The organism is Streptomyces silaceus, from assembly GCF_001419745.1.
Taxonomy (GTDB): domain Bacteria; phylum Actinomycetota; class Actinomycetes; order Streptomycetales; family Streptomycetaceae; genus Streptomyces; species Streptomyces silaceus.
The window spans coordinates 522-1,816 of the sequence record NZ_LIRJ01000093.1; the positions used below are offsets into that span (position 1 = coordinate 522).

The following is a 1,295-nucleotide window of genomic DNA, read 5'->3' on the forward strand; positions in this document are numbered from 1 at the left end:
CGACGTCGCGAAGTACTTCGCGATCATCCCGGCGATGTTCGCGGTCGCCTATCCGTCGCTGGACAAGCTCAACATCATGGGCCTGTCGTCGCCCGAGTCCGCGATCCTCTCCGCGGTCGTCTTCAACGCGCTGATCATCGTCGCGCTCGTGCCGCTGGCCCTGAAGGGCGTGCGGTACCGGCCGATGAGCGCCGACCGGATGCTCCGGCGCAACCTCGGCATCTACGGCCTGGGCGGGCTCGTCGCCCCGTTCATCGGCATCAAGATCATCGACGTACTCCTCTCCCTCATCCCCGGAATCGGTTGATCCGCCATGAACAACTCCGTAGGCAACTCGGCCCGGTTGATCGGCGCGGGCCTGCGCGCCCTGCTCGTCCTCACCGTGATCTGCGGCGTCCTCTACCCGCTCGCGGTGACCGGCGTCGCCCAGGCCCTCTTCCACGACAAGGCCAACGGCTCCGAGGTGACGGCGGACGGCAGGGTCGTCGGCTCCGAACTCATCGGCCAGCGCTACGACCTGCCGCTGCAGAAGGGCCAGGAGACCGCCGAGCCCGACCTCAAGTGGTTCCAGCCGCGCCCCTCCAACGGCCTGGGCGAGAACAGCGTCAACACCCAGTACAAGCTGCTCCTGTCCGGCGCCACCAACCTCGCGGGGGACAACAAGGACCTCATCCGGCAGGTGAAGGACGCCAAGGCGGCCGTCATCAAGGACAACTCCACCCCGGGCCACCCGGTGAAGCCCTCCGAGGTGCCCGCCGAGGCCGTCACCTCCTCCGGGTCCGGCCTCGACCCGCACATCTCTCCCGCGTACGCCGACCTCCAGGTCCGCCGCGTCGCGGAGAAGAACCACCTGGGCGTGGCGCAGGTCCGGAAGCTGGTCGACGAGCACACCGACGGGCGGATCCTCGGCTTCATCGGCGAGCCCCGCGTCAACGTCCTCCAGCTCAACGTCGCCCTCAAGGAACTGACCGAGAAGGGCTGATGGGCTTAACCACGACCGGCGGGAGCCGGCGGCCCCGGGACACGACCGGGCCCGCCGGCTCCCGCGGACACGACGACAAGGAAGGCCGCGCACCGATGACCCGGGTGCTGGTGGTGGAGGACGACGCACAGCTCGTCCGGGCGCTCGTGATCAATCTGCAGGCGCGCAAGTACGGCGTGGACGCGGCGCCCGACGGAGCCACCGCGCTGCGCCTGGCCGCAGCCCGGCAGCCCGACGTCATCCTCCTCGACCTCGGCCTGCCCGACATGGACGGCGTCGACGTACTGAAGGCCCTGCGCGGCTGGACCCGCGT

2 protein-coding genes and 1 pseudogene are annotated in these 1,295 nt (G+C 69.6%); all 3 read left to right on the top strand.

Annotated features, from left to right (window positions below):
- Nucleotides 1–307 (top strand): annotated as a pseudogene (locus AOK22_RS42610) (potassium-transporting ATPase subunit B); the annotation flags it as partial.
- A 6-nt stretch (nucleotides 308–313) separates the two neighbouring features.
- The gene (locus tag AOK22_RS11035; protein ID WP_055698418.1) at nucleotides 314–982 is read left to right on the top strand and encodes a potassium-transporting ATPase subunit C; all 669 of its coding nucleotides are present in this window, start codon (nucleotides 314–316) and stop codon (nucleotides 980–982) included.
- A gap of 95 nt (nucleotides 983–1,077) precedes the next feature.
- On the top strand, nucleotides 1,078–1,295 hold a 218-nt coding region (locus tag AOK22_RS42165; RefSeq protein ID WP_208606388.1), incomplete at its 3' end, for a response regulator.

Excerpts from the sequence above, each read along its gene's own strand:
- AOK22_RS11035 (WP_055698418.1), top strand. The coding sequence starts at position 314 with ATGAACAACTCCGTAGGCAACTCGGCCCGGTTGATCGGCGCGGGCCTG.